This is a genomic window from Mesorhizobium sp. WSM4845 (assembly GCF_055811455.1).
This window is the reverse complement of record NZ_JBVVQA010000045.1, coordinates 27,606-46,984: the sequence shown is the minus strand read 5'-3', so window position 1 is coordinate 46,984 and position 19,379 is coordinate 27,606. Positions and strand designations below refer to the sequence as shown.

Here is a 19,379-nt window from a genome sequence, read left to right as displayed (position 1 = left end):
TGTGGCTCTTGATCGCCGCGTTCCTGAACCGGCCGAAGCAGCTTGCCGCTCAGCGGTCAAGATTGTTCACGGTCGACGGATCAATAGTGCCTAAAAGACAAATATTTCACGCTCTTTCTGCAGCACCTAGACGCGAGCGCCGCCGGAAAACCACCATGACTGGATCAAGCGATACTGGAAACTAAATTCGGGAAGAGCTTTCAACCTTGGTTATGAAAGAGCTTCAGCGCTACAATGAGGCGGGAACGGAGTTCAATCTCGTCGTGCATTGAAGCTGAAGAAACTGCTGTTACTCATTTATTTCGTCCTGCTGACGAATTAATCGCCTTGGCTTTCGAATTCGTCCACAGGTTCGCGGCCGAAGAGCGCAACGCCTCGATGCTAATGCCCGCAAGGCGGATTCGTGGGCGGTCAGTGGAGGACGCGCCTGGCTCTGTGGTTCAAGAAGCGCAAAAAAATCATCAAAGAGATGGCATGCGCATTGAAAACTGGGCGGGTCAGATTGCAGGACCAACACATCTGGAAAAACATTTTGGAATACCGCGCTCCACATTGCATTGGTGGCAGCGGCTTCAAGGACGACGTCGTGTTACCCGCGCACTGAGGTATGCGCCGCGCATTGCATGGTGTTGATGCTATCTGCAGCCGCACAGGTTGCGGGGCGAGACAACCCGCAACCTGCTTAGGTGCAGTATATCCAGCTGCTGACGCGGCCATGTGGCGATCGTCGAGCGCCAGACTAGATCTAGAGTCAGACACGCTGCCGTATCCTGAATGTACGCCTCCGGCGAGGGCCGCCTTGCGCGAGCATGTTACGATAGCGAGGTTGCGCTCTTAAGGTCGTCCTTACGAGCGTAGTTAGCAGCACAGCATGAGCCATGTGACGTTATTGACGGGGCCGGAGCGTCGTCGTCGTTGGAGTGAAGAGGATCAGCGCCGGATGCTGGCCGCGGCATTCGCGCCCGGGTCCACAGTGGCGGCGGTGGCGCGTCAGTACGATGTCGCGACCAGCCAGATCTATAAGTGGCGCCGCACGGTCAGAGCCCGCGAGACGGGCTTTGCCGAAGTTGTCGTGGCTCCCGATGAGCCTGTCCGCCGTTTCGTGACCGGCGGCATCCCCAGCGGTGATCGAGCTGGAGATCGCCGGCAAGGTGCGGTTGCGGATTCCGCTGAGCACACCGCTGACACTGGCGGCGGCGATGGTGAAGGCGCTGGGCGTTTCATGATCCCGGTCCCGAGCCAGGTGCGGATCTGGTTGGCGGTCGGCCGGACCGATATGCGTCGCGGGATGCAAGGCCTCGCTCTGCAGGTTCAGGAGATGTTGGGCCGGGACCCGCATGCCGGCGATCTTTATGTCTTCCGCGGCCGCAGCGGCAATCTGATCAAGATCATCTGGCATGATGGGCTCGGCATGTCGCTGTATGCAAAACGGCTCGAGAAGGGACGGTTCCTATGGCCGTCGCCGGCGGACGGTACGGTTTCCATATCACCGGCGCAGCTCGCCTACATGCTCGACGGCATCGATTGGCGCAACCCGCGTCACACGTTCCGCCCCCAGCGCGCGGGCTGAGTTTTTGTTTGGGTTTGCGACATTTTCCGCGAGTCAGCGGACGCGTTTTACGATTCACTCCAGGGCATGGTTGCCACCGCCCAGGATGCTGTTCCGGACGATATCGGCGCGCTGAGAGCAGCGCTGACCGCGGCGCTGGCCAGAGCCGAAGACGAGGCGGCGCGCGCTGCGCTGGTCGAGGCCGAACTGGCGGTCGCTAGGGCCAAGGCATCGGATGATGCGGCGCTGATCGCGCATCAGCATCTGACGATCCGGAAGCTGCAGCGGGCGCCGCATGGTCAGAGTTCTGAACGCTCAGCCCGCCTGCACGACCAAATGGAGCTCACCTTCGAGGAGCTCGAGAGCACGGCGACGGAAGACGAGATCGCCGCCGAACAGGCCGCAGCTCGCACCACCGAGGTGGCGCCTTATGTGCGCAAACGACCGGCGCGCCAACCATTTCCCGAGCATCTGCCGCGCGAACGCATGATCGAGCCGGCGCCGACCGCTTGCCACTGCTGCGGCGGTCATCGGCTGCGCAAGCTGGGTGAGGACATCACCGAGACGCTGGAGGTGGTGCCGCGGCAATGGAAGGTGATCCAACATGTGCGGGAGAAGTTCACCTGCCGCGACTGCGAGGCGATCAGCCAGGCTCCGCCGCCGTTCCACGCCACCCCGCGCGGCTGGGCCGGTCCCGGCCTGCTGGCGATGATCCTGTTCGAGAAGTTCGGACAGCATCAGCCGCTCAACCGCCAGGCCGAACGCTATGCCCGCGAAGGTGTGCCGCTCAGCCTGTCGACGCTCGCCGACCAGGTCGGCGCCGGCGCCGCGGGGCTGATGCCGCTGTTCAAGCGGCTCGAAGCCCATGTGCTGGCCGCTTCATGTCTGCACGGCGACGACACGACGGTGCCAGTCCTGGCCAAGGGCAAGACCGATACCGGCCGATTATGGACGTATGTGCGCGATGACCGACTGTTCGGCGGCGCCGATCCGCCGGCGGCGGTGTTCTATTATTCCCGCGATCGTCGAGGGGAACATCCCGCGGCGCATTTCGCCGGCTGGAGCGGTATTCTGCAGGCCGATGCCTTTGGCGGTTATGGCGAGCTCTATGCGACGGGTCGTCAGCCGACGCCTGTTTTGGAAGCCAGCTGTTGGGCTCACAGCCGGCGCAAAGTGTTCGAGCTCGCTGATATCGAAGCGGCGGCGCGCAAGAAGGCGCGCGGCGACAAGCCCAATCTGGTCTACCCGCTAGCGGTTGAAGCCGTGAAGCGCATCGATGCCCTGTTCGATATCGAGCGCGCGATCAACGGCCTGTCGCCGGCCCAACGCCACGCCGTGCGCCAGGAGCGGAGCGTGCCGCTGGTCACCGAGCTCGAGCGCTGGATGATCGAGACGCGCGACAAGCTCTCGCGCGGGCACGACCTGACCAAGGCCTTCAACTACATGCTGCGCCGCTGGTCATCCTTCATCCGGTTCCTCGACGATGGCCGGATTTGCCTATCGAACAATGCAGCCGAGCGAGCCCTGCGCGGCATCGCTCTCGGCAGAAAGTCCTGGCTGTTCTGCGGTTCCGATCGCGGCGGACAGCGCGCTGCCATTCTCTACAGCCTGATCGTCAGCGCCAAGATGAATGATATCGACCCTCAGGTTTGGCTCGCCGACGTCCTCGCCCGACTGCCCGCCTATCCGGCTCATCACATCGATGACTTGCTGCCGTGGAATTGGAGATCCGCAAAACTGCGACCCCAACCAGCGGCGACCTGATCATGCAGCGCAATAAGGTGCATCACGTCTACACCGTCGAACGTGTCGCCAGGGAACTCGGCGTCAGCGAAGCGCTCATTCAGGAACGGACCCTCGGTCTCGAGCCCGAGGACGGCGTCATCTGGGTGTACGGCGCCAATGATGACGACGGGATCTTGGCATTCACCGATGAAGGCATCGAGGAAGTCAAAACTCCTCCTCGAAGAATATCATCGCGTCTCCCATCGAGCTCTTGACCCCAGCACCGCGGTGCTCAGGTGCTCATGGCCGCCGGATACGCACGTCTACGATCTTCACCGGATGCGTACTCCTGAATTAAATTAACGGTAGTTTCTCATCTGTGCCGACGTATGATATCAGCGTCAGGCTAACGTCTCGCCGACTGCTTTCGCACGCTGAAAGGCAAATGCGGCAATCGCAGTGTCTTGAACACCGGTACCGGTAAGATCGGCTATACTAATCTGCGCGCTGTTTGAGCGCCCCGTTTTTTTTCCGGCGATGATGTCTCCAAGTTCGAGAAAAGCGAACGTGTCGGAAATCAGCCCCGAGGCCAATGCATGGTGCAATTCACCTAGTCTTCTCGTCTGCCGCAAACTATCCGCCACGTAGAGATCAGCGCGGGCAATCGCGGCGGCCTCAATCTCGTTCTTATGTTCAGCATCCGAGCCCATCGCTGTAACATGCTGTCCCGGCTCGAGCCATGCAGCGCTTAGGATTGGACTGCTCGCAGGTGTTGTCGTGACAATGATATCCGAGCCACATACGGCGAGAGCGGGATCCTCGTAAGGAATTACCGATAGACTGAGCTTCCTTGAAAGCTTTTCAGCAAGTCCTTTCGCTTTGAGGAAGTCGCGAGCCCAGATTCGCGCCTCCTTGATCGAGCGCACCAGCATCAGTGCCTCCAGCTGCAACTCAGCCTGCACGCCTGCTCCAATGATCGCAGCCACGGCAGCATTCTCACGTCCGAGGTACTGTGCTGCCACGGCACCTGCTGCCGCCGTACGGATATCCGTAAGATAACCATTGTCCAGCAGGATCGCCTGAGGAGTGCCAGTTTCGCTGGAGAGAAGTGCCATCATACCGCCTGAACTCGGCAGCCCGACTTTCGGGTTCTCAAAGAAGCCAGACCCAATCTTCACGGCAAAATAATCATCACCTGGTATGTAAGCGGTCTTTACGTCCACCTCGCCCTGATGATCGGCAATATTAAGCCGGAGGATTGGTGGCATCTCTACTTGCTTTGTAGAGAGAGCATGAAATGCACGTTCTACACAATGCACGGTCGCGCGATCGAGCGGCACAAGCGTCCTCAGCTCGCGCTCAGTTATGATCATTACCATCACCACGTCTCTCCAAATGGGACATGCCCGCCCTCTATAACACGGCGGTGCAACTCCAAACTAATGTTGCGGCCGGATAGCACGACCACGACCGGCCCTTGTATGCTCGGGATTTTGCGCGCAAGCAGTGACGCGATGCCTATCCCACCCGCTCCTTCAACAACCTCATTCTCATGCTTGTAAGCATAGTGTATGCCCGCATAGATCTCACTTTCACTGAGCAAGATCACATCGTCGAGAAGGTCGCGACACATCGAGAACGTCAACTTGTTGTTTAAGCCTATGCCTCCACAGAGAGCATCCGCTAAACTCTCGCATTCTTTGACCTGCACGGGATGGCCAGCCTCAAGGCTGGCCTTCATAGCCGCCCCTCGTTCCATGGTGAGTCCTATGACCCGCGCGTGTTGCCGCATGCCCTTAACGGCTGACGCGATTCCCGCCGACAGTCCTCCGCTCCCCAAAGGAACGAGCACAGTACCGACATTTGGCACTGCCTCCACAATCTCGAGTCCAATGGTACCCTGCCCGGCTATGATAGCGGCATCATCGGACGGATGCACAATCACGCGCCCCTCTTCGGTAACTAGCCGATCAAGCTCGCTCTCCGCCTCGTCGTAAGAACTGCCGACAATCCGTACGTCCGCGCCCAACTGTCTAATCTCAGAAATTTTGTTTTCCGGAACTAATCTAGACATACAGATTGTCGCGAATGAACCGGCTGTTTTCGCAGCATAGGCAACGGCGCGACCGTGGTTGCCAGTCGACGCAGTGGCAACTCCCCGACTTAGCTCCTGCTCTGTCAGCTGCAAAATCGCGTTTGTCGCTCCCCGCAACTTGAAGCTGCCGGTTGTCTGGTGATGTTCCATCTTGAGGAACACTTCGGCACCACAAAGACCAGAGAGTCCTGTTGAGTATACAGTTGGCGTTTCGATAATGTGCTCGCGAATTCGTCTTTGTGCCTTAAGCACTTCGGACAGTGCGTTCGCCGAGATCCGCACGATTGATTGCCGGTCGCCCCTTGCTGAATTTATTCTCTCCACTTCAGCTTCCCTTAAACTTAATTGGTTGAGTTCCCGATGAGCGGTGACATTAAGTTCAAGTATGCCGCAATAGTGCGCGCCTTTCAGGCGTTATTGTGCACGATGGCTCGGGTTTTAGGCGCAAAATGATTAGGTGCGCCGAAAACAGGCAGGTGGCCTCACAAACGGCGTAGGGTGCGCTCTTTTACGGCCGCAGAATATGAAGTTCTCAGATGAGACTGGTGGGTCCGCCCCTTCAAGCTCGTAGCCATTCGCCAGTGGGCACGCTAACCAGCGCATCACTCAGGTGATAGATCTCGTACGGTTCGATGTCCATGACGCCTCCGATGATGTTGGCATCATAGTATAACACCGTGAGCTGCTCCTGAGTTCATTTGGCGCGATGGAAATCGGCTGATGACAGCCTAAAGTGCTGTGCTGGCTGCGGGACTGAATAGCCCCTAGATTTGTGCCTTCTTCCCTAATAATGAGGCAAGGAAGCCTTCATGGGCCAGCCAATTTCAGCGACGAGTTCAAGCGTGACGCAGTGCGCCAGATCAGCGAGCGGGGCTATCCGGTTTCGAAGGTTTCGCAGCGGCTGGGTGTCAGCCAGCATTCGATCAATGATGGAAGAAAGTTCGCAGCGTCGAATGCCAAGAGCAGCGACGAGGCCGAGGAGGTCAGGCGGCTGAAAGGAGAACTGGCCCGTGTCACCGAGGTACGCGTTCATTGCCTTGCATCGCCTGCAGTTTTCGGTGCGGACGATTTGCCGTCTTATGCGTGTCTATTCGAGCGTATTTTATGCCTGGGTGAAGAAGCCGTTATGCAGACGCGCCAGCGCAGACAAATGGCAGACCGATCTTCTCTCAGGGCTTGGGCCGCATGATGAACTCTCACGTAGAAGGAGCTTTCATCAATTGTGGCGCAACGCCGCGGCTAGCGAGGTAGTGGGCTTTTGCTCGGCGTTTTGCAGGATCTCTGCGTGCGGGGCTCGCAAATCGACGTTTTTCACTGCTTCGTTATTGTTAGCGTTCGCATCAGGCAAAGACATCGAATGAAGTGACGCGAGCTCAAAATGAACGTTCTTACCAACAACTTACTCTCCGAAGTCGAGCGTGAAGTGGTGATCGAGATGCGTCACGCCATGCATCGCGAGCCGGAACTCTCGAACAAGGAGTGGAAGACGCAAAAGAGGATTATCGCAACGCTAGAGAGCTTCGGCCTGCCCGAAGCGAAGACGTTCCACAAGACCGGCGTCTACATTGATATTCAGGGGCTTGCTGCCGGGCCAAATCGTTCGATCGCACTGCGCGGGGACATTGATGCCCTGCCGATCCAGGAAAGCCGCGACGACCTATCATACAAGTCCCGGGTGCCTGGTGTGATGCACGCGTGCGGCCACGATATGCACGCATCGATCGCCTTGGGCACGGCTCTTGCCTTTCACCGCATGCGAGAGAACTTTTCCGGTAGAGTGCGCGTGTTTTTTCAGCCTGCGGAAGAAGAGGAACCGGTCGGCGGTCGCACTGTTGTGAAAGAGAAGCTGCTCGAGGGATTTAATGCCGCAGTTGGGTTTCACGTTCGCACGGATATTCAAGCAGGATCCTACGGCGCAAGGGCGGGAGCTGTGATGAATTCAGCCGACAAATTTGAGGTCGAGCTTATTGGCACCATGGCGCATGGCGCGAAGCCGAATGCTGGGGTGGATGCGATTGCAATCGCTGGCGCCTTCATCAATGAAGTCCAGAAGGTGGTGTCCCGGGAAATGCCGGTGGACGACCGCGCCGTCGTAACGATAGGCACTATCCACGGGGGCGAGGCGAGGAACATTATCTGCCCGTCGGTCGTCATGACAGGAACGATCCGAACAGCCAGTCCCGAGCGGCGGCGGCTGTTGGTGCGTCGCGTCCGCGAAATAGCCGAGGGTGTCGCCGCGATGCATCGGGGCAAGGCGGATTTCACCTCTCAAGAGGGCGACCCTCCCGTGGTCAACGACGCCCCGATGGTCGAACGCTTCCGCCAGCTTGTCGTCCAGTCCGTGGGCGACGAAAAGTATGTTGAAGGAGCGGCGAGCACAGGCAGCGATGATTTCGGCTTTTACTCCAGCTGCGTGCCTTCGATGTATTTCTGGTTTGGCAGTCGAGAGCCAGGCAACGAGTCCGGCATCCACACGCCCACCTTCGGGGCCTCCGACGAAATTCTGGTGCCGACAACAGAGCTGGCTATCCGGTATTGTTGGGAACTCCTTCATTCCTAGCTAGAGCGAGTTCTAGACAGCGGTTCGAAACTGGGAAGTATATATGATGATCGTGACCTGATGTGGTGGACGGCCTCCGCTCCCTGCATCCTGTCGCTTGGCTCGTGGAACTTCGATTTGCGGGCCTCCACATACCCCCAGACAGGCTTCGTTTCTTTAGCATCCAGCTTTTCTCCACCAGAGTGGTTCATCGGCAATATTCGATATGCGGAGGTGCTAGGTCCAGAAGGGTTGCCCGAGCGGTTTCTGAATTCTCAGCCTCACAAAGGCTCTTGACCATATCGCCTAACAGATTTGAAGAAGCAATCGTCACACCGGTCATTATCGCTTAGACAGTCGATAGCCGCTCCGCTACACCAGGTGAACATTCGCGTCTGTGTTCTGCATCTGACGATGCTTCTAGATACGATCGCCGCAAGATGTCCCCTAAGAAGCGGTAATTCGGCGCGTCGGGTAGGCTTGGAATTATCCGCAAACCCGAGACGCACCTATCGTGGCGGGTGTGGGCGCCGTGGCCGCGGTTGGCTCCGACCTCGTAGCCGGCCAGTGCCCCAAACTATCACCTTCATCTGCGCAACCCGTTGCGCACCGCTTGAGCTCGAGCGACAGTCCGGTCACTTTCTCAGCCTCACTGCCTCAACCTTGAATTTGGACCTTGCAGCAGTTCTACCCACAAATTTGTTAAGCGCCTTATCTTGCTGTGAAACACCATCAGCAGACCGCTTACGAACTGCCACAGTAGCCGGCCACTGTTGTACCGCCCTGCGCGCACCGGGGTCCCTAGAATAAGCGGATCGTCCGAGATGCATAATTCCATCAGAGAAGTCGACCCTTCGGCATTATTACTGCAATATTGGTCGAAATCTGAAGCCATTTTACCAGAGAACTCGGTGATGCTTGCAACTATCACCATCCGTTGGTCGCCGCGTCGACTCGAAATCTTAATGGAATGAGAACGTGAACATCGACAAGGCACCACAGGCGTTTCCCCGAACAGAGTACCTGTGCAGGCTCGGCGCAGTGAAAGCGGAGATGGCGCAACGGGATATCGACGCGCTAGTGGTTACCGACCGCTCGAACATCACCTACCTCACCGGCTACACCGCCAAATCTGCCTATGTTCCGCAAGCAATAGTGGTTTCGATTCACCAAGAGGAGCCCACGTTCATCTTGCGTAAGATGGATGCGCCGGCGGCCCTGCATGAGACGTTCATGGAGCGCGATAAGGTAATTGGTTACCCAGAAGCATTGGTCGGCGGTCCTGACGTCGATGGCTACGACGCGATAATCGATTTCGTCATCGATGTCGGCCTGTCGAATCGTGGTGTGGGGCTCGAAATAGGTGGGCTGTTTGCGCCTTCGGCGGAAAAGTTCAAGGCTCGACTAACCCGCGCGAGGATAGTGGATTGCACCAGGGCCATAACCTGGATCCGCATGGTCAAATCTGATCTCGAAATATCCCGGATGAGGGAGGCGGCGGCTATCACTGACGCGGGTATCACGCGGGCCTCGGAAGTAATCCGTGCTGGAGTGCGCGAAGTCGACGCCGTTTCCGAGATCATGAAAACGCTGGTGCGCGGCGCTAATGGGAAGCCTGGGACGTGGTTGGCAACTCCCTACTTTATTACTTCACCTCGCACTGGTGCAGCCCACATCACATGGACCGAGGATGTCCTCCGCCGAGGGTCCCAGGTGAATCTTGAGATCGCTGGCGTCCGACATGGGTACACGGCGCCAATGAGCCGGACCTTCTCAATTGGCCGACCCTCTGATCGTCTTCGTCGAGTGCATGAGGCTGAGGTAGCCGGTCTTGAAGCTGGGCTAGGCGCCGTCCGTGCGGGACGCACCTGCCATGACGTTGCCCAAGCAATTTATGGCACTCTGGAGAAGATGGGCCTCAAGAAGGATTCGCGCTGTGGCTATCCCATTGGAATTGATTGGATGGAGATGACAGCCAGTCTAAAGGAAGGGGATCTGACAGTGCTGAGGCCGAACATGACTTTCCATTTGCATTTGGGTAATTGGGCGATCGAGGAAGATTTTGGGTATCTAATCAGCGAGTCCATACGTGTGACCGAGTCGGGAGTTGAAGTATTAACGAGTGCGCCACGGCAGCTTTTTGAAATGCCCTCTGCGGCTTAGGTGGATTCTTACTAGCCTTGTGTCGGCAGAGGCGGCCTGTCTAGCCGAGCCGGCTAGATGACGGCGAACTCCTAAGTGCCAACGCCCGCGTGAAGACTCCTAATTAGATGGAATTCAACCCATGACAATCAGTGACCACCGCTAATCAGAGCGTCCGCATCACCGTGGGTGCAGTTGGGGCGGCCGCGTTGTTGCCCGCCCTCCGGCGAGCAGGGGCATTCGGAACCGAAACGAAATAAAAGTTACTGCGGTCGCTGACGAGGGTTAGCGTGAACAGCCACCTCCGGACTTCACCGGAGCCAAACAAGAGCGGCGCAGAAACCTGAGTGCATGCTCATTTTCACATGATACTAAGTTGGAGTCTGACATGCACAGCATTGAAATACTCTGCGGTCTGCAGCGCGAGGCGACCGAGTGGCGCCGCTACCTCCATGAAAATCCCGAGCTCGACTATCGGTTGGACAACACAGCGAGATTCGTGACAGAGAAACTGGCTTCGTTCGGCATCAATCACATCGAAACGGGCATCGCTGAAACCGGCATCGTCGCATTGATTCAGGGCGAAGGCGGAGACGGGCCGACCATCGGATTGCGGGCGGACATGGATGCCCTACCAATTGTTGAGGCCTCGAACAGATCCTGGTCATCGAAAATACCAGGCAAAATGCATGCATGCGGCCATGACGGTCACACCGCCATGTTGCTGGGCGCCGCGAAGTACCTGGCGTCTACGCGCAACTTCAAGGGTTCTGTCGCCTTGATCTTCCAGCCAGCCGAAGAAGTAGAACTTCCATCGGGGGGGCTAAGGATGGTCCAGGAAGGGGTCATGGACCGTTTCAGCATATCCCAGGTTTTTGGCATGCATACGCAGCCAGGCATGGAAGTCGGCAAATTCGGCATCTGCCATGGCGCGATCATGGCATCGCAGGACGACTTCGATATCGTCGTGAAGGGCAGGGGCGGCCATGCGGCCTCTCCGCATCGGACCATCGATCCCGTTGTCATTGCCGCACAGATCATCGTTGGCCTGCAAACCTTGGTCTCGCGCAAGACCGATCCTATGGAGTCGCTGGTGATCTCCGTCACCAAGTTGAACGCCGCACAGGCCTACAACGTCATTCCGGATCACGTTGACCTCGCCGGAACCGTCAGGACCTTCGTGCCCGGCCTGCGCGATTTTGCCGAACGAGAGATTTTCGCGTGCGCTCAGGGCATCGCGCGCGGATTCGGCGCGGACGTCGAGTTCAAGTACCGTCGATCCGTCCCGGTCACCCTCAACCACACGGAAGAGACTAATCTGGCTATCAAGGCAGCACGTACTCTCGTGGGGCCTGCCGGCATAGATGAAAAGATTAAGCCAAGTATGGGAGCGGAGGACTTTGCCTATATGCTTGAGGCACGGCCAGGTGCTTACATTCTCCTTGGCAATGGTCCGACCGCTGCCGTGCATAACCCCCAGTATGATTTCAATGACGAAGCCCTGGCTTATGGAATCGGCTACTGGGTGAACTTGGTAGAGTCGGCGCTGCCTGTGTGAAGGTTTGTTGGGAGGGTGCGAGGTGCAGTCGGGTGCAATGCCGAACTTGGCTTACATACCTCACATCGAGCGAGACCTAAGTTGCGGACGGATCCACGATTGTCGCAGTTGCGCGAAGGGTCAACATCCGCTCTTCAACGAGGTCTGTAGGCCGAGAACGGGGGCGCATATCACGTCAGCATGCCAGAACTCGGGCCTGATCTGAAGGCCATGGGCTTCAACCTGGTGAGCTACGCCAACAATCATATGTTCGACTGGGGTGTTGAAGCCAACGAGACGTGCCGGGCACTCGACCAGAACGGAATCGTTTACGCAGGCGTTGGCGAAAATCTTGCACAAGCCGGCGCTGCCCGGTTCCTGGAGACCCCGCGCGGTGGGGTGCCCCTCGTTTCATTTGCCACAACGTTTACTCCCAAGTCTCGTGCGTGCGACCCTGCCGGCGAGGCGCCGGGCAGCCCGGCCGTTACCCCCTCGGTTTGGAAGAAAGCATAGTAGTCCTTCCGACGATGCTCGAAAACTTGAGGCAAGTCCGCGATGCGCTGCCCTATTACAGACCCACCCATGGCGATCCAAGCCTCGCGCTCGCTGGAGCGGGGTACAAGAGGGGCACCTGGGCCAGTTACAGCTACCAACCCGACCCGAGCGAGTCGCCGACATTCTGCGCAACCTTCGTCGGGGTCCGGAAGCTCTCGTGATCTACGAAGCTGGAAGCGCAACGCACTCATCGCGCTCGGACTCGTTGAGGGAAAAGCCGAGTGTCCGACCTTCCGTCAAAAGAAGTCCAGCCAGACTTTTGAGACGCTCTGGTCTGACGAGCTGAGATCGCCCGCGCGGCGCACATTCGAACCCGCTGCTCGGTGGACGAAGTGAAGCAGGGAGACCTCGTAGGCATCCTGCATCCGATGGATTCGCTGTTGGATCGTTCCATCTATATTCGCGCGCACCTACCACATCCACCGTCTGCGCCGTCCGATCCGGCGCGCATGTCGACGCCGACGAGGGGTGGCGCTCCTTGCGGACCGCTAAGTCTCTGAAATCGGCTGCGGATCGACTGCCATTGGACAACATCAACAGGAAAGAAGGGGATGATTATCCTGAGCGCCTTGAGGGCAAAGATGCGGCATGGACTCCCTCCCATTGAAGGAAACGCCCACCGATGCGGTCCATGAGTTCGGCTTCGACAGCCATGCCTACCTTAACATGGAGCTCGTGCGAACCTACGCGGTCGCGAACTGCCCGAACGAGTGGCAACAGCAATTTTTGAAACAAACTGAGGCCGTTCAGTAATTCCAAGGCCTGCGGTCGAGGGAAACAGTAGATGACGTTTTAATCGGCTGCACCCCGCATAGCGTCTGCGCTATCAATTCCGCGAACGAACCCTGCGCGGATTGCGGTGAAATGGCAGGAAACATGCTTAAGGTCAGTGAATTACGCTCCTAAGCAGCGTCGCGTCCGGAATACTTTGTCTGCAGGAAATTTGCTTGAGTCACATATGAAGCGCCTCGCAGCGTCGGCACTAAGGCAGCTCAAAACGCGCGGTCTTGCCGGGTGCACCACTTATCGGTGGTCGGTGGACCGAAAGGAGCCGAGTGCCTGAAATCGTTGATCCGGCAACGGCAACCGGCGAACGGCTTATCGATGTTGCCGCATGCGACGAGACTGACGTGGACTTGGCAGGGAGTGTTGCGCAAGACGCCTTCTTAATCGGGCGCGAAATTCTCGCTGCCGAGCGGGGTCGAAGCATAGCCGAGCCGATATCTCGAGCCAAATACGTCTGCTTTTGAAAATATCGCTGCTTGAAAGGACAGGCCGGTGACCATCAACATAAAAGAAATCAGCGAAAAGGACAGGAACTCTGTCCTGCATCCGTTCACGCAGCTCAAGGACTTCGCCACCGGAAAACTAGGCGATCCTATTATCGTCGAGACGGGCAAGGGCATTCGCATTCAGGACGCACATGGCAACCACTTGATTGACGGGTTCGCCGGTCTTTATTGCGTGAATGTCGGCTACGGCCGCGCTGAAGTGGCCGAAGCAATCTCGCGCCAGGCCTATCGCCTTGCCTACTATCACTCCTATGCGGCGCACACGACGGATGAACTCACGATCCTCTCTGATCGCCTTGTGAAAATGGCACCCGGCAAGATGAGCAGAGTCTTCTACGGCATGTCCGGCTCGGACGCCAACGAGACCCAGGCCAAGCTTGTCTGGTATTACAACAACCTGCGCGGCAAGCCGAATAAGAAGAAGATCATCTCGCGTGAGCGTGGGTATCACGGTTGCAGCGTTGTGTCCGGATCGATGACGGGCATGAGCTTTTATCACGATCACATGGACCTGCCGCTACCGCAGGTCGTTCACACAGGTGTTCCTCATCATTACTGGGGCGCAACCCAGGGCGAAACCGAACGCGAATTCTCCGCTCGCCGCGCCGCCGAGCTTGACCAGCTGATTGAACGTCTAGGTCCGGACAATGTCGGCGCCTTCATCGGTGAGCCAGTGCTCGGCACAGGCGGCATCACGCCTCCGCCGGAAGGGTATTGGGAGGCGATCCAGGCCATTCTGAAAAGGCACGACGTCCTGCTCATCGCCGATGAAGTGATCACCGGCTTTGGCCGAACGGGTTCCATGTTCGGCTCGCAGCATTACGGCATCGAACCAGACCTTATTACGATCGCGAAGGGTCTGACATCAGCTTACTTCCCGCTCTCCGGGGCGATCGTTGGCCAGAAGGTCTATCAGGTGTTGGAAGACGGTGCTGACAGGGTTGGCGCATTCTCGCACGGCTATACCTACTCGGGTCACCCGATCGGCGCCGCCGCGGCCAACGTGGTTCTCGACATCGTCGAGAAGGAAGACCTCCCTGGTAATGCTCGTGACGTCGGCGTGTTTTTTCAAGCGCAGCTGGAGGAGAAATTTGCTCAGTTGCCGATCGTTGGTGAAGTGCGCGGGGTGGGCCTTATGGGCGCAATCGAGTTCGTGGCGGATCGCAACAATCGGAGGCGCTTTGATCCGACACTCAAGGTTGGCGCGCGAATCTCGAAAGCCGCCCGTGACCGTGGCCTGATCGCTCGCGCGATGCCGCACGGGGACATTTTGGGCTTTGCCCCGCCGCTCGTAGCAACCAAGGCAGAAGTCGAGGAGATTGTTGCAATCGCTGAAAGCGCCGTCCGTTTCGTTATGGACGAACTTATCCGCGAAAGTCAGAAAATCTGATTGTGTTCGAACGGCAAAAGTGCAAATCCGACATCAAGGGGCGATCGTGAAGACGCAGTTAATCGTCGGCTTCGATGTTCCGACGTTGGGAGGTGAGCATTGCTAGCCTCCAACACCAGCTTTCTCCAGAGCGTCGACCAGAATTTCTGCCATGCCATAACGTTTCTCGATCTGCCCGAGGGATTGGCGGAACGGATCATCCAGTGCAACTCCACCTATACGGTCCGGTTTGCTGCGTGGCCGCATGTACAGCTTTACCGGCGGGCGCTCGGTCCACAGCGAGCACTGTGAGCCAGTCAAGGGAGGCATTCGATATGAACACAATGCCGATGCCGAGAAGGTCGAGGCACTTGCCGCACTGATGACGCTCAAGTGCTCATTGGATGATCTGCCCTTCGGCGGGTCCAAAGGCGCACTCAAGATCGATCCGCCCGAGTGGACGCCCCAGGAGCTCGAGCGCATCATTCGGCGGTTCACGCAGGAGCTCAATAAACGTGGCCTGATTGGCCCTGGCCTCAACGTGCCGGCTCCGGACGTGGGCACGGGCGAGCGGGAGATGGCCTGGATGATCGATGAGTTCCGCCGCGCCCATCCGACAGATGTCATCAACGCGCGAGTCTGCGTTACAGGAAAACCGCTCTCGAAGGGCGGAATCGCGGGACGTACCGAGGCGACTGGCCGGGGCGTACAGTTCCCCATCCAAAGCTTTCTCCGAGACCCCCGCACCCGGGTATTCCCGGACGGCGCGAACTCAAAGGAGCGTCCGTTATTGTGCAGGGATTCGGTAATGTTGGCTACCACGCTGCCAAGTTTCTCTCCGAGCAAGATGGCGCTCAGGTAGTAGCCATTGCCGAGCGCGACGGATATGTCGCGAACCTCGAAGGCCTTCCCATCGAGGCGCTGAAGCATCATCAACAGCGCACCGGCAGTATTCTCGGCTTCGAGCGTGCCACATCCTTCCCGGGCGACATGAACGGCATCAACAAAGCATGCGACGTCCTTCATCCCCGCGGCGATGGAGAACGCCATTCACCCAGACAACGCCGAATGCATCAAGGCGAACCTCATCGTTGGAAGCTGCCAATGGACCGGGTTACCTTCCAGGCCGATCAAACACGACGATCCCGAGGCGGGATAATCCTTCCCGATCTCTACGTCAACGCTGGCGGTGTGGTGGTGAGTTATTTCGAGTGGGTGAAGAATTTGGCCCATATCCCATTCGGCTTGATGGAGAGGCGGCGCCGGAAAGGCGCAATCATGCGATCGCCACGGCCCTCGCCGCGCGGCACCCATCCTCTGAGCGGCGCCATATTGGTCTTGGTCCAGGTTTCGTCGATGAACACCATCCTGATACTTTACCCACTGTGCCCGCCGGCGCGCCACATCCGGGCGATCCTGCTCACTGGCGATCAGTGTCTTTTTTTGTGACTGAGCTTCTCGGCGTGAACGAACTCCCATACTGAGCGGTAATCGACCTTCAGAACCGTGATCGCCAAGCTCGGCCACAAGACCGTGCAGTGTGAACTCCGCCGCCCGGCAGCGTACCAACAGCACTCCCGATGCTCTCCGGCAATCTTCTTCGGTCTGTGCCTACCCATCTTGCCGGGTGTCAGCTTGTTCATCTCGCGCAAGCGGCGCACCTATCGGATGACCGTGCTGATCCCAACCCCGTAGCGCTCTGCCGCCTGACGTCGCGACAGGCCCTCCTGCTCAACCGACGCTACCATCCGCCTGCGAAGATCCATCGAGTAAGGCTTGCCCATCCATGCCGGGCTCCTGACCCAGCCAGCAGGTTGAATCAGGAGGGTTCTGTGTGGTCGCGGGCGCGATTGTGCCGGCACGCACGGGTCGCGACTACATTGAAGCCTGATTGAACTGAACCGCGGGATGGCGGGTGGGGCTATGGGGATTTAGGGCTCGACAGTGTGTCCGAGGCGCCGGAGCGGGCTCGCCGATCGCTCTGGGGCAGTCGCCCGTCGTCGCGGTGCAGGACCATCTGCGACGCGAGAGACGGCGCCATTGGGTCGTTGACGCTGAGGTGCAGCGTTGCTGGCGACAGCCAGGCTGCGACTTTGACTAGCGGCGCGCAAAGGCCCGGCGGCGACTGTAGCAGACGCCGGGATGGACGGTGAGAGCGTGTCGGTAGGCAGCGTGTCATGAGGTGTCTGGCCAGGTCGGGGCCTTGCGCGGGATCGGGCCGAGCGAGGCCTGGCGGCGCCGCAGCCCGGACAGATGTCCAGGGAGCGCCCTGTGAGACAGCGGTAACGCTGGCGATAGTCGGCGGTCGGGTCCGGCGTCAGCGGCGTGGGCACCGCCAGAAGAAGACGTCACTGGGCGAGCTTGGCGACGCGGTGGCCGTTGGCGAGGAGGCCGTAATGGCGGATGCGATGGAATCCGTCTGGAAGGGCGTGCAGCAGGAAGCGCCGGATGAACTCGTCGGCGCTTAAGGTCATGAGCTTGTGCTTGGACTTGTCATGGTGGCGATAGTCTTTCCAGCGGAAGCTGACCTTTCCCTGGTCCAGGCTCACGAGGCGGCTGTTGGCGATGGCGACGCGATGGGTGTAGCGGCCCAGATAGGGGAGGACCTGTTCGGGACCGCCGAACGGGGGCTTGGCGAAGACGACCCATTCGATCCGCTTCAATCCAGCCAGTTGGGTGCAGAAAGTGGCAGGGTCGGCCAGGCTGGCGAGATCGCTGAAGAAGCGAAGCTGACCGGCGTCGAAGGCGTCCTGCAGGCGCTCCAGGAATAGCCGCCTGAACAGGCGCGACAGAACCCGCACGGGCAGGAAAAATCCCGGCCGGCAGGCGATCCATCGCCGGTCCCCGGCCTTCCCCGGGGCAGGCTCGAGCGACAGGCCACCGCCCGGCACGACGCAGTGGACATGCGGATGATGGTGGAGATTTTGACCCCAGGTATGAAGCACGGCGACCATGCCGATCTCGGCGCCCAGATGCCTGGTATCGGCCGCCGCCACCCTCAAGGCTTCGGATGCGGCCTTGAACAGGATCGCATAGACCGCCGCCTTGTTCTGGAAGGCGATCTCAGCGATCTGGGCCGAGACGGTGAAGACCACGTGGAAGTATGGGACAGGCAGCAGCTCAGCCTGCCGCTCGGCCAGCCACTGGGCGCGGGCTAGGCCTTGGCATTTAGGGCAGTGGCGGTTGCGGCAGGAGTTATAGGCTTGCCGCACGAGGCCGCAGTCGGTGCCGTGTTCGGCGTGACCGCCCAAGGCCGCGGTCCGGCACGCCTCCACCGCGGCCATGACCCGCCGCTCGACACGCCCGAGATGGCCGGCATGGTCGCGGCGATAATCAGCCCCGTGACGGTGGAATACATCCGCCACTTCCAGATCCGGGCGCATGGCTCGCGGCTCAGCCGGGCGGCGTGATCTCCATGTGGAGTTGGTCAAAAGGACTGGCGGTCCGGCCGATCACAGCCGTTGAGACCTGGGCGTATAGTGTCGTCGTCGCCAGGCTGCGATGGCCCAGCAGGACCTGGATGATCCTTATGTCCGTGCCGGCTTCCAAAAGGTGGGTGGCGAAGCTGTGGCGAAGGGTGTGCACCGTCACCCGCTTCTCAACGCCCAGGAACTCGCAGGCTGCTCGACAGGCGATCCCCAAGGTCTGTGGATGGATCGGGCCGCGGCCATCGCGCCGGGGAAACAGCCATCGTCCCGGCTTGGTCAACCGCCAATAGACGCGCAAAATCACCAGCAGCTGCGGCGACAGCATCACATAGCGGTCCTTGCCGCCCTTGCCTTGCTCGATGCGAATGATCATCCGGCTGCTATCGATGTCCGTCACCTGCAGACGCGCCGCCTCCGCGGCGCGTAAGCCCACCGCATAGGTGGTCATCAGAGCGACCCGGGTCCTCGTCCCTTCACGGCCTGCAGAAAGCCGACCACCTCATCGGCGCTCAGCACGACCGGCAACTTGCGCGGCGTCCGGGCGTAAGCGATCCGCTCAGGCAGATCAGATCGACCCAGCGTCACGCCGTAGAAGAAACGCAAGGCGCAAACGGTCTGGTTCAACGCGCCCCACGAGACCCTTCGGCCCACTAAGTGGGCCTGATAGGCGCGCACCTCTTCGTATCCCAGTTGATCGGGTGATCGTCCAAAAAATCGACTGAACTTCGCCACGTGATGCACGTAGGATCGCTGGGTCTCCGGTGACAAATTGCGGATCGTCAGATCTTCAATCATCCGCTGACGCAGAGGGCTTATCTGGGCCATCTGGGGTTCTCCGGTCTGGAAGGTTGGCTCGACACCAAAACTTCTCAGACAGGGGCCTCCTCAGGCCAGACCCCGCATCAGCTACCGCGGCAGCGGTTTAGTTCAATCAGATTTGCTCGCCTTCGGGAATCCTATTTCGATTCAGCCTCAATTCATCCCGCTCTAGATAGATCGTGAGACCGAAAGCTGCGGCGGAGGTGGTGCACTCGTCGAGACGTTCGACAGTCGGCGGCCGATTCGAAATCGCAGGATAGAGGGATTTTTCATCGCGAAATGAGCCATATCTAGCCCACCCCTGTCGGTCGGTAACGGACATCGGTTAT

Annotated in this window: 13 protein-coding genes and 5 pseudogenes; 13 read left to right on the top strand and 5 right to left on the bottom strand. The window is 58.9% G+C overall.

The features are described from left to right. Nucleotides 1–234: 234 nt before the first annotated feature. From AC0L2C_RS31660 to AC0L2C_RS31645, 4 genes are all read left to right on the top strand, one after another. Complete coding sequence (locus AC0L2C_RS31660; protein ID WP_473525283.1) at nucleotides 235–633, top strand: antitoxin Xre/MbcA/ParS-like domain-containing protein; 399 nt, start codon at nucleotides 235–237, stop codon at nucleotides 631–633. Between the two features lie 238 nt (nucleotides 634–871). Then, a complete protein-coding gene (gene tnpB, locus AC0L2C_RS31655; RefSeq protein ID WP_473525282.1) occupies nucleotides 872–1,570 on the top strand; it encodes an IS66 family insertion sequence element accessory protein TnpB in 699 nt (232 codons plus the stop codon). A 66-nt stretch (nucleotides 1,571–1,636) separates the two neighbouring features. After that, complete coding sequence (tnpC, locus tag AC0L2C_RS31650) at nucleotides 1,637–3,313, top strand: IS66 family transposase (RefSeq protein WP_473525281.1); 1,677 nt, start codon at nucleotides 1,637–1,639, stop codon at nucleotides 3,311–3,313. A gap of 2 nt (nucleotides 3,314–3,315) precedes the next feature. Next, nucleotides 3,316–3,549, top strand: a complete 234-nt coding sequence (locus tag AC0L2C_RS31645; protein ID WP_473525280.1) for a hypothetical protein — start codon at nucleotides 3,316–3,318, stop codon at nucleotides 3,547–3,549. 126 nt (nucleotides 3,550–3,675) lie between these two features. On the opposite strand, the gene AC0L2C_RS31640 is transcribed toward AC0L2C_RS31645, so the two are convergent. Together AC0L2C_RS31640 and eutB are read right to left on the bottom strand one after the other, a co-directional pair. Beyond that, on the bottom strand, nucleotides 3,676–4,659 hold the full coding sequence (locus AC0L2C_RS31640; RefSeq protein WP_473525279.1) for a cyclodeaminase: 984 nt from the start codon (nucleotides 4,657–4,659) through the stop codon (nucleotides 3,676–3,678). Then, nucleotides 4,653–5,654 (bottom strand): hydroxyectoine utilization dehydratase EutB, encoded by a 1,002-nt coding sequence (gene eutB, locus AC0L2C_RS31635; RefSeq protein ID WP_473525288.1) that lies wholly within the window; start codon nucleotides 5,652–5,654, stop codon nucleotides 4,653–4,655. Before eutB ends, AC0L2C_RS31640 begins: the two co-directional genes overlap by 7 nt. Before the next feature lie 505 nt (nucleotides 5,655–6,159). Between eutB and AC0L2C_RS31630 the strand changes: the two genes are divergently transcribed. The 9 genes and pseudogenes from AC0L2C_RS31630 to AC0L2C_RS31590 all read left to right on the top strand — a co-directional run. Next, entirely contained in the window at nucleotides 6,160–6,558 is a 399-nt protein-coding gene (locus AC0L2C_RS31630; RefSeq protein WP_473525278.1) for a transposase, read from the top strand. A 189-nt stretch (nucleotides 6,559–6,747) separates the two neighbouring features. Beyond that, complete coding sequence (locus AC0L2C_RS31625; protein WP_473525277.1) at nucleotides 6,748–7,929, top strand: M20 family metallopeptidase; 1,182 nt, start codon at nucleotides 6,748–6,750, stop codon at nucleotides 7,927–7,929. A gap of 957 nt (nucleotides 7,930–8,886) precedes the next feature. Continuing rightward, a complete protein-coding gene (locus tag AC0L2C_RS31620) occupies nucleotides 8,887–10,071 on the top strand; it encodes a M24 family metallopeptidase (protein ID WP_473525276.1) in 1,185 nt (394 codons plus the stop codon). A gap of 367 nt (nucleotides 10,072–10,438) precedes the next feature. Then, nucleotides 10,439–11,608 carry a M20 aminoacylase family protein gene (locus tag AC0L2C_RS31615; protein ID WP_473525275.1) on the top strand — a complete coding sequence of 390 codons (1,170 nt, stop codon included), beginning with the start codon at nucleotides 10,439–10,441 and terminating at the stop codon, nucleotides 11,606–11,608. Between the two features lie 150 nt (nucleotides 11,609–11,758). Continuing rightward, nucleotides 11,759–12,749, top strand: a pseudogene (locus tag AC0L2C_RS31610) (CapA family protein); the annotation flags it as partial. A gap of 671 nt (nucleotides 12,750–13,420) precedes the next feature. Further along, the gene (locus tag AC0L2C_RS31605; RefSeq protein ID WP_473525274.1) at nucleotides 13,421–14,824 is read left to right on the top strand and encodes an aminotransferase; all 1,404 of its coding nucleotides are present in this window, start codon (nucleotides 13,421–13,423) and stop codon (nucleotides 14,822–14,824) included. Between the two features lie 99 nt (nucleotides 14,825–14,923). Next, the gene (locus AC0L2C_RS31600; RefSeq protein WP_473525273.1) at nucleotides 14,924–15,115 is read left to right on the top strand and encodes a hypothetical protein; all 192 of its coding nucleotides are present in this window, start codon (nucleotides 14,924–14,926) and stop codon (nucleotides 15,113–15,115) included. After that, the gene (locus tag AC0L2C_RS31595) at nucleotides 15,069–15,665 is read left to right on the top strand and encodes a Glu/Leu/Phe/Val family dehydrogenase (protein WP_473525272.1); all 597 of its coding nucleotides are present in this window, start codon (nucleotides 15,069–15,071) and stop codon (nucleotides 15,663–15,665) included. The genes AC0L2C_RS31600 and AC0L2C_RS31595 overlap by 47 nt, the downstream gene beginning before the upstream one ends. Continuing rightward, nucleotides 15,596–15,985: pseudogene (locus AC0L2C_RS31590) on the top strand (Rossmann-fold NAD(P)-binding domain-containing protein); the annotation flags it as partial. The gene AC0L2C_RS31595 and the pseudogene AC0L2C_RS31590, both read left to right, overlap by 70 nt. Nucleotides 15,986–16,098: 113 nt before the next feature. Here AC0L2C_RS31590 and AC0L2C_RS31585 read toward each other — a convergent pair. The 3 pseudogenes from AC0L2C_RS31585 to AC0L2C_RS31575 all read right to left on the bottom strand — a co-directional run. Further along, nucleotides 16,099–16,587, bottom strand: a pseudogene (locus tag AC0L2C_RS31585) (transposase); the annotation flags it as partial. Between the two features lie 453 nt (nucleotides 16,588–17,040). Then, a pseudogene (locus AC0L2C_RS31580) lies at nucleotides 17,041–18,186 on the bottom strand (IS91 family transposase); the annotation flags it as partial. Between the two features lie 10 nt (nucleotides 18,187–18,196). Next, nucleotides 18,197–19,056, bottom strand: a pseudogene (locus AC0L2C_RS31575) (site-specific integrase). Between the last annotated feature and the right edge of the window lie 323 nt (nucleotides 19,057–19,379).

What these genes read in the sequence shown, in the direction of transcription:
- AC0L2C_RS31660 (WP_473525283.1), top strand. Translation starts at nt 235, where the DNA reads ATGAGGCGGGAACGGAGTTCAATCTCGTCGTGCATTGAAGCTGAAGAA.
- tnpB (WP_473525282.1), top strand. Translation starts at nt 872, where the DNA reads ATGAGCCATGTGACGTTATTGACGGGGCCGGAGCGTCGTCGTCGTTGG.
- tnpC (WP_473525281.1), top strand. Translation starts at nt 1,637, where the DNA reads ATGGTTGCCACCGCCCAGGATGCTGTTCCGGACGATATCGGCGCGCTG.
- AC0L2C_RS31645 (WP_473525280.1), top strand. Translation starts at nt 3,316, where the DNA reads ATGCAGCGCAATAAGGTGCATCACGTCTACACCGTCGAACGTGTCGCC.
- AC0L2C_RS31630 (WP_473525278.1), top strand. Translation starts at nt 6,160, where the DNA reads ATGAGGCAAGGAAGCCTTCATGGGCCAGCCAATTTCAGCGACGAGTTC.
- AC0L2C_RS31625 (WP_473525277.1), top strand. Translation starts at nt 6,748, where the DNA reads ATGAACGTTCTTACCAACAACTTACTCTCCGAAGTCGAGCGTGAAGTG.
- AC0L2C_RS31615 (WP_473525275.1), top strand. Translation starts at nt 10,439, where the DNA reads ATGCACAGCATTGAAATACTCTGCGGTCTGCAGCGCGAGGCGACCGAG.
- AC0L2C_RS31595 (WP_473525272.1), top strand. Translation starts at nt 15,069, where the DNA reads ATGTACAGCTTTACCGGCGGGCGCTCGGTCCACAGCGAGCACTGTGAG.